This window comes from Streptomyces sp. NPDC006476 (assembly GCF_040612015.1).
In the GTDB taxonomy this organism is placed as follows: Bacteria; Actinomycetota; Actinomycetes; order Streptomycetales; family Streptomycetaceae; genus Streptomyces; species Streptomyces griseorubiginosus_B.
Genome location: NZ_JBEXPK010000094.1, coordinates 20561 through 28860, shown reverse-complemented (window position 1 = coordinate 28860; position 8300 = coordinate 20561). Strand labels below are relative to the sequence as shown.

At 66.3% G+C, this 8300-nt stretch carries 6 protein-coding genes and 2 pseudogenes; 5 read left to right on the top strand and 3 right to left on the bottom strand.

All coding sequences use genetic code 11. The features are described from left to right. A pseudogene (locus ABZZ74_RS46830) lies at positions 1-343 on the top strand (hypothetical protein); the annotation flags it as partial. Between the two features lie 106 nt (positions 344-449). Here the strand turns inward: ABZZ74_RS46830 and ABZZ74_RS46825 are convergent. Further along, the gene (locus ABZZ74_RS46825) at positions 450-1013 is read right to left on the bottom strand and encodes a hypothetical protein (RefSeq protein WP_356950224.1); all 564 of its coding nucleotides are present in this window, start codon (positions 1011-1013) and stop codon (positions 450-452) included. A gap of 266 nt (positions 1014-1279) precedes the next feature. On the opposite strand from ABZZ74_RS46825, the gene ABZZ74_RS46820 reads away from it, so the two are divergent. After that, positions 1280-2527 carry an Ig-like domain-containing protein gene (locus ABZZ74_RS46820; protein WP_356950223.1) on the top strand — a complete coding sequence of 416 codons (1248 nt, stop codon included), beginning with the start codon at positions 1280-1282 and terminating at the stop codon, positions 2525-2527. A gap of 95 nt (positions 2528-2622) precedes the next feature. Continuing rightward, on the top strand, positions 2623-3264 hold the full coding sequence (locus tag ABZZ74_RS46815) for a hypothetical protein (RefSeq protein ID WP_356950227.1): 642 nt from the start codon (positions 2623-2625) through the stop codon (positions 3262-3264). Here the strand turns inward: ABZZ74_RS46815 and ABZZ74_RS46810 are convergent. Further along, positions 3260-3988 (bottom strand): annotated as a pseudogene (locus ABZZ74_RS46810) (IS701 family transposase); the annotation flags it as partial. The gene ABZZ74_RS46815 and the pseudogene ABZZ74_RS46810 sit on opposite strands and share 5 nt — an antisense overlap. On the opposite strand from ABZZ74_RS46810, the gene ABZZ74_RS46805 reads away from it, so the two are divergent. Both ABZZ74_RS46805 and ABZZ74_RS46800 read left to right on the top strand, forming a co-directional pair. Continuing rightward, a complete protein-coding gene (locus tag ABZZ74_RS46805; protein WP_356950222.1) occupies positions 3954-4703 on the top strand; it encodes a transposase in 750 nt (249 codons plus the stop codon). The pseudogene ABZZ74_RS46810 and the gene ABZZ74_RS46805 sit on opposite strands and share 35 nt — an antisense overlap. Positions 4704-5204: 501 nt before the next feature. Further along, positions 5205-6887, top strand: coding sequence for a hypothetical protein (locus ABZZ74_RS46800; RefSeq protein WP_356950221.1), 1683 nt, complete (start codon positions 5205-5207; stop codon positions 6885-6887). 166 nt (positions 6888-7053) lie between these two features. Here the strand turns inward: ABZZ74_RS46800 and ABZZ74_RS46795 are convergent, their stop codons facing one another. Then, complete coding sequence (locus ABZZ74_RS46795) at positions 7054-8151, bottom strand: IS701 family transposase (RefSeq protein WP_356950226.1); 1098 nt, start codon at positions 8149-8151, stop codon at positions 7054-7056. Positions 8152-8300: the final 149 nt, after the last annotated feature.

Genomic DNA, 8300 nt, shown 5'->3' with positions numbered 1-8300 from the left:
GCTCGCCGACCGCGTCGGCCTGACCGACGCACTGGCGGGAGTGCTGCCATCGGGCACGACCTCGTCGTGGCGGGACCGGGCCACCGCGCTCGTCGGCCTCGTCGTCGCGATCGCGCTCGGCGCCAGGAATCTGTTGGAGGCCGAGCAACTCCAGCTCCACCACGGCTTCCTTTTCGGAGGGGCCGTGTCGGACTCCACGCTGCACCGGCTGCTGTCCACGACCAACGAGACGAGGCGCGCACAGCGCGAAGGTAGGACAGCGGGTGCGTCGCCATGTCTGGACGCTGCTGCACCTGCGGCCCGGCGGCTTCCCGTATCTGACCGTCGCGGGGCGGTATTCTGAAGGGCTGGATCGTGCTCGACATGGACGCCACGATCATCACCGCGGCCTCCAGGAAACAGGGCGCCGCCGGCACGTTCAAGGGCACCTTCGGTGTTGATCCGCGGCCTCACGAAGGCACCGGGCACCCGGTGGCCGTGCGCAGGCGGCGGAACAGTGCGTAGCCGAGGAGGGCCACGGTCGCCACGCCCAGCACCGGCTGGACCGGAGCCCAGTAGGACAGCGCCCCGCTCACACCGATGGCCAGCACCACCAGCTTGTTGCAGATCGGACAGCCGACGGCGAACGCCGAGGCCACGCCTGCGATCACGGCCCGAGCGGTCCGCGGCCGTTCGGTGGCCTCCTGTGGTGGCGTAGGTCCTTGGAATAGGGCGCTCGGGTTCGTCCCGTCGTGGGCGGGTGCCTCGTTCGCCGATGCCGAACAGCCGACCGGGGCCGGCGGGCCACCGATCTGCGTGTCGATTGCCATGGAGCGCATGCGTACGTACGTGGCGATGAGCAGGCCCTCCAGTATGGAACTGATGGCCCACACCGGGTAGTTCCACCAGAGCACCGGAGTCATCCGGGTGTAGAAGGGCGTCGGGATCACGCCGGTGGGCACCCCGATGGCGAGCGCCGCGGGGACGGTGACCGCGGCGGCCGCAAGCCATCGGCGAAGAGGCCACGTGTGCATGGTGCTGCATCCTCCAGAGGTGAAGCGACCTTCATCGTATACTGCGAAACTCCCTAGTAGAAGATGGGGAATTGTTCCTGTCTCCGGCCTTCATGTCCATGCTGGCGCACGTCACGCGGCATCGAAGCCTCGTTCAGCTTCCTCGGAGTCATCTGGGACGCCTAAATAATTTAGTAGAATCTTCGTGCGACGGCTTGGATGGGGAACCAGCGGTTGGCGTCGCACGTCTGTTAATTCACTTAGTGGCGCTTCGAAGGAGGACGGCCGTGCAGTTCAGCCGACGCGGACCCTCGATATCCGCAGGTCCACAGGCGCGGCGCAGGCGGCTCGGACATGCCGCTCTCGCCGTGGCGGGCTTCGTCACGCTGGCGGCATGCAGCCAGGGCGCTGCGGCGTCGGACGACGCGAAGCCGGGCAGCGGCAAGGCGCCGGCGGCGAAGGAGTCCACGGCGCGTTCGGCAACCGTCGCGGTCTCGCCCGTGGTGAAGGGCGGGAAGGCGATAGCCGACGAGCAGCTCGTGGTCACGGCCAAGGAGGGGAAGCTGACCTCGGTCACCGTCACCGGACCCGGCGGCCAGGCCCTGGACGGCAAGGTGTCCGCCGACGGTGCCACCTGGACCTCGGCCCATGACACGGAGTACGGCTCCACCTACGCGCTCAAGACGCAGCTCACCGCGTCCGACGGCAGCAAGGTCTCGCGCAGCAGCACCGTCACGACAGTGAGCAAGAGCGAGATCTTCGTCGGCACCTACAACGTCAACACGGGCTCGACCGTGGGCGTCGCCCTCCCGGTCTCGGTCGTCTTCAACAAGCCGGTGCACGACAAGGCGGCCGTGGAGCGCAAACTCGGCGTCACTTCCACACCGGCCGTAGAGGGCTCCTGGAGCTGGATGAAGAACCGCGACGGCAAGGACCGCGTGGACTACCGGCCCACGGAGTACTGGCAGCCGGGTACCAAGGTGAAGTTCACGATGGACCTCGTCGGGGTGAAGAACGGCGACCTGGTCGGCACGCAGAAGCGCGAGATCGACTTCACCGTCGGCAAGGCGGTCACCACCACGGTCGACGTGGTCAAGAAGACCCTGACCCTCAGTGAGAACGGCAAGACCGTCCGGACCATCCCGGTCTCCACCGGCAAGAAGGGCTTCGAGACCTGGAACGGCACCATGGTGGTGCTGAGCAAGGTCCCCACGATCCGGATGGACTCGTCCACGGTCGGCATCTTCGGCCCCGAGGCGTACGACCTCGGCTCGGTGAAGTGGGACGTCCAGTTGACCCCGTCGGGCACCTACACACATGCGGCGCCCTGGAACGAGGGAAAGTTCGGCCGGGTCAACGGCAGTCACGGCTGCATCGGGATGAGCACCGCGGACGCCAACTGGTACTTCGAGCGTGTGAATTACGGCGACCCGGTCACTGTCGTGAAGTCCAAGGACACGGTCGCGACCAACAACGGGTACGGGGACTGGAACGTCGACTGGGCCGCCTGGAAGAAGGGCAGCGCCCTGGCCTGAAGTCCCTGGCGCGCCGCGCGCCATGAGGCCTTTGCCCAAGCCGCTTTGCGGTTCGGGCAAAGGCTTCGTCATGTGTGGCCCCTGTGGCTGAACAGATGGAGGCGGGCAAACGTACTAAGAGCATCAGTAGACATAGAAGACGTAAGGGAGAACTCCGTGTCCCGCCATCGCATCGCCCTCGGTCTGTCAGCCGGCGTCGCGTCGGCGTTGCTGCTCGCCGCGTGTGGCTCTCCCACCGACAACTCCGCCAACACCGGTGCTGCTGTGGCCCCGGGTGCCACCGCCCCGGCCGGGGCCACGACGCCGGCCGGGGCGGGACCGCCGCCGCGGGGAACGCGGGCAGCGGCGGCATGGTCAGCACCAACATGCTGATGGCCAAGCAGATGTCCGGCATGGGGACGGTGGTCACCGACGCCCAGGGCTGGACGCTCTACCGCTACGCCAAGGACCAGGTGAACATGTCGATGTGCACCGGCAATTGCGCGCAGACCTGGATGCCGGTCATGGCGGACGGCACGCCGAAGGGGATGGGCGTGCACGCGAAGATCGGCACCGTCACCCGGGACGACGGCATGAAGCAGATCACCCTGGCCGGCTGGCCGCTGTACCGCTACATGGGCGACACCAAGGCCGGCGACATGAACGGCCAGGGCAAGAACGGCACGTGGTCCCTCGTCACGCCGGCCGGCAAGATGATGGCGATGGCGAGCGGTACGTCCAACAACACGTCTGCTTGAGTTCCCGGTAGTCGTGCTCGATGCGCCAGCGGATCTTGGCCAGGCGGACCAGTTCGGCGATCGTCGTGGCGGCGGGCAGGTTGGACAGCCAGTAGTCGGTGGGTGCTTCGGCGTCTTCGGGCCATTCGGCCAGCAGCGTGACCTCGGGCAGGACACCGTCCCAGCCGGCTCCCTGCGCGGTGGCGGCGGCCTGGGCCAGGCGGCGGGCCCGGACGCCGGCCGGCCGCACCCGCATCGCCAGGAAGTGCGAGTGCATCGGCCCGCGGGAGCCTTCCCGCCAGGTCACCTCGGTGAACGCCTGCCGCCCCTGGCCGGCCGCCAACGCGGCCACCGAGAGCGGTTTCTCGCGGTAGCGGGGCTGCGGCTTGCGGCCGTTGCCCGACCACGGCGGCGCGAAGGGCTCGGCCTCGTGCGGATGGACGGTCACACCCGAGCGGATGGCCACCACATAATCGATGCCCCGGCCGTCCAGGCCGTCGCGGAAGTCGGCGTTCTGCCCGTAGCCGGCATCGGCCACCACCACCGGCGGCACCAGACCCCACCCGGCCAGCTCGTCGATGCTGTCCAGGGCCAGGCGCCACTTCTCCCGATGCCCGACCTCTGGCGGTATCCCGGTCTTGTGCCGTCGCGCGGGATCGTCCGCCCACTCCTGCGGCACGAACAGCCGCCACTGCAGCGGACAGGACGCGGTGTCGGAGACCACATGCACACTCACTGCGACCTGGGCGCCACCTCGGAGCACGAACGCCGGTGCGCCGAGCAGGGCATCCCGCCCGAACGCGCGAGCGCGGCGGCCACCAAGCCGGAGCCGGCCCGGCGGAATGCTGGAGCGCGCGCTGGCGGCCCCGGTTCCGTTCACCTATTTCCTGGCCGACGAGGCCTACGGGCAGTGCCGTGCGCTGCGCGCCTGGCTGGAGGAGCACCAGGTCCGCTACGTGCTTGCCATCCCGAAGGACGAGGTGCTGGCGCTGCCCGACGGGCGCACCCAGCAGGCCCGCGAGCTGTGGGCGCTGGTGCCGGAGGATGCCTTCGAGCGCCGGTCATGTACTGACGGCGCCAAGGAGCCGCGCGAGTACGACTGGACTGCCATCCAACTCGCCTCCGTTTCGACGGGGTTGGAGCGTCACCTGCTGATCCGCCGCTCGACCGTGCCCAGCAAGAAGGACAAGAAGGCCGGCCAACTCGTCCGGGAGATCGCCTACTTTCTGTGTCACACCCCACCCGGACACGACCTTGGCCGAGATGGTCGTCGCCGCCGGGCAGCGCTGGATGCTGGACGAGTCGTTCCAGGTCGCGAAGGGGAGTGGGGGCTGGACGAGCATGAGGTACGCAAGTCGTGCTCATGGTACCGGCACACCACCGTGCGCATGCTCGCCATGGGCTTCCTGGTCCGTCCGGAGCCGGCTAATACCCCGACGATCGCCGACACCCGACCGTGAACGAGATCCGCCTGTACGACCGGATCGTCCTCGCCCCCGCACGCACCTGGCGCACCCGCCACCAGACCCGAGCCCGAACCAGCCACTACCGCACCCGCGCGGCCCGTGCTCACTCACCGTCAGACCATTGCCTGTAGTACTAGTGTAATGCCGCATACCATCGTCTAAGGGAAATCGATTTCCGTGACCTCGCCTCATTCTGATTCGTTCAAGCCCGATCCTGACAGCGTGCGCCACGCTCGGGTGACGGGAGAGCACACCGGAAGTTTGTGGGATTCGAGTATATGTGGGCTTACGGATGAGCGCTCCATCAGACGATTGGCGGCACTCCAGATGGGAATCGGTGATGCACCGGACGAGAAGGACGGTAGTCCGGAAGGCCTCGACTCATGTCGGACGTCGCTCGGTAACCTCACCACGTACCTGACACGCCAATCGTCGTACGTCCCCTACAAATCAAGCGGAGTAACACGATATCGGGCAGGCGACGACATGTGCCGCTTGGCTATTGACACGGTCTTCTGTCAAGAGGTCAGCTCAAGTGCTGAGATGAGTCCATTGGCTGCGGCAGCGCTGATAACGGCGGCCTCTATGCGGGCAAGTCTATGGCCTGAGCGTATGAACGGCACTGAGCGGGGACTGGCAGTCGTTGCGGCGACAGCTCCCAAGAAGGGAGGAGAAGCGTATGAACTGATCAAAGAATATCTACGGTATCACGCGGAGCAAAAGGATTCTGTCGTTCCCATGATACTGCGCGACTTCTATGCCAGCATCTATGCCTGGCAGTTCATCCGGAGCACCGATGGGCACATTCTCGACCTTTGTGGCTCCGCACTGTGCCTGACCACCGCCATCGACTATGTGGGAGCAGTGGACGCCCCCGACGACGGGGGCTACGACGCGTACATAGCGGCGGCAAGTGAGGGTATTGCATGCCTCACCGGGGAAGCTGCAACTCAGGCCCTGCGGGACATGGTGACGGCGGATGCCTTCATGGTGGCGAAGGATGCCATGGCCGCAAAATGCGGAGAAATCATCGATACAGAGAAATTCATTCGAGTCGGCGGCGGACGAGTGACTCCGAACGAATTCCTTCTGGCTCGCTGGTGGGACGCCGCCATGGTGCCATACCACCGTCTGATCATGAGCACCATTCACTATAACCATTTGACCGACGACCTCGGCACCTTCAAGTCCGCCGACAAGTGCGGAAAGATCAAGCGGGCAGTCGACAGCATCATTCGCTACGATGAAATAGTAGACGCAATATCGGATTACATCAACAAGGAATGCTTCAACGAGTTTCTTGTGGCTTTGTCAGTAGGTGGGAGCAAGGCTATCCATGGCTACGCCAACGCAGTGGGTAGAGTCACCGACGATGCTCTGGAGTGCGACTGCGATGCAAGCGGTCATGAAGAGGCCGCAGAACTGGCCATGGGCGCATGTCTGTGGTATCTGCTGGCACCGCGGTACATGGCGCGGCGCCAACTGCACAGCTATACAGGCGCAGAGGATATGGTACGGAATGCCTATGCGTGGCCTGCCCCCGGCGCACGATTAAGGACCATTGCGGACACTTGCCTGCAGCCAGGAAATACTCTGCATGCAACGGATTGGCAGCCCCTATGGGGCGTAACCGGCTCTTCAGCTGGTAACACCGGTCAACCCCCGTCCGTCCACAGACTGGCGCGCCGGATCATCAGAAGGAGTTTTATCAAAGACGTGGGGCAGGAAGCGCTACACCGCTCGGACACCGCTGCGAGATCCGTCCTGGAAGACTGTGAAACGCTCGACGCGCATAGCGATCTCAGCCTCTTGTCTGAAAAATGGTGCCACTTGTTCGAAACCGTCGTAGCGGGCTCTCCGGCAGGCGGCGATGTCCCCTACCCGACAACTCGTGAGTTGCGCACCCTCGTGGGCCGTATTTGGCGACACACCGTCGTTGGGCCTGACCATGGTTCGACGGAGGCCGCGGAGGTGACCGACGAGCGATTGTTCATCGATGTCGATCGAGCGGTCAGGCAGACGTATCTTCTCAGGCCCGCCCAAGGCATAGCCGTGCGACGGGCGTTTTTCGGGGTGACGACCAGTGCAGTGGAGCTGAGCGGGCTCGGTCCATATGCCCGCTTGGGTGATGGCGCCGCTCATATGCACAGCCTCGCAGACGTAACCCTTCAGTCGTAGATCGGCGTGCTCGCGGTAGTTCGTGGCTCGCTCGTGGGCGGTGGCCGGGCGGAGTCCTGGCGTCGTCTGCGGTGGCAGGCCCGGGCGATGGCCTGGTGGAGGCGGCGCCATCGCGACCAGTGCAGACCGTGGCGAATCCGTCCCGCACGACTTGGCTGACGGCCCATCAGGACGAGGAGGCGGGCGATCTCGAAGGCGGTGAGGGTGATCGGGGCGAGTCCACCGAGGAGGGTGGGGTCACTGCGGGCCCCCTGTGTGGGATGCCGGGCTGCTCGCCGCGGCGTTCGGCGGCGGCCTGGACGGCCAGGAACGCCGCGGCCAGCTGGGACAGGGTGATGTGCCGATACCAGCCGTGGAAGTGACGTACCTCGTAGTCGGCCATCCCGGCGGCCGACTTCGCCAGCTTGATCGCCTCCTCCACCCGCCAGCGGGCACCGGGGACCAGCACGAGGTCTTCCACCGAGGTGTCCTCCGGGCCCCAGCGCAGGTAGTAGTCCCGCTCATCCGGCGTCTCGGGGCGGCGCCGGGCAAGCAGCCAGCGGGCCCGTCCACTGCCGACGGCCGCGTCCGGGGCGGGTATCCGGCGCACCCACCACTGCCAGGTGCGGGAGTCCAGTTGGGATGGGCCGGCCGGCAGCTCGACCCACTCGTCCTCGGCCGCGCAGCGTTCGACGAGGCGGGCGATATGCCGCCAGCCCGGGCGGGGCAGCACACTCTGGTTGGCCTGCACCGTCACCACGTAGGGCAGGTCATGGTCCTCCAGGTGGCGGCGGAAGGCGCCGTCGCGGCCGTAGACCTCGTCCGTGGCCACCCACACCTGCCCCTGGGGCAGGTCCGGCACCGCCCGGTCGATCATCTGCTCGGCCAGGCGCGGCTTGACGGCGAAACCGACCCGGTCCGGGACACGAGCGCGGCGGCACCGCTCGCGATCCTGGGTCCACTCGCGGGGCAAGTACAGCTCCCGGTCGATCAAAGCCTGCCCGATGCCAGTGGCCCAGGCGGCCATCACGCCCACCTGACAAGGGAAAACTCCGCCCAGGGCCCGTATTTCAATAACTGTCCCACACGCCGCGGGACAGGAAGTGCTGCAGCCGGGACGACGACGTGTGCCCCAACGCTGTCCCTGGCCAGCAGCCGCGACTCCCGTCGCGGGAAACAGCCGGCCACCGCCGCCATCGCCGCCCCGAAACACTCGCTCCACACTCCACCGGCTATCGTGGCGCCTACGGCAACCGCGTCCTGATCTGTTGTCACAGACGATCATCATCGCGGTGGCCGTACTCGTTCCCCCGGCCGCCCCGTCAGGCCGCTCACCAGCACCAATCGGTAAACGATCAAGAACTACAGCTGCCGGGGCTGAGGGCCTTCCTCCAGCGCGTCAACGCCTACCTGTTGCGCTGGATCCGCAGAAAG

Coding starts and splice junctions, on each gene's coding strand:
- ABZZ74_RS46825 (WP_356950224.1), bottom strand. CDS start 1,013: ATGCACACGTGGCCTCTTCGCCGATGGCTTGCGGCCGCCGCGGTCACC.
- ABZZ74_RS46815 (WP_356950227.1), top strand. CDS start 2,623: ATGGAGGCGGGCAAACGTACTAAGAGCATCAGTAGACATAGAAGACGT.
- ABZZ74_RS46795 (WP_356950226.1), bottom strand. CDS start 8,151: ATGATCGTCTGTGACAACAGATCAGGACGCGGTTGCCGTAGGCGCCAC.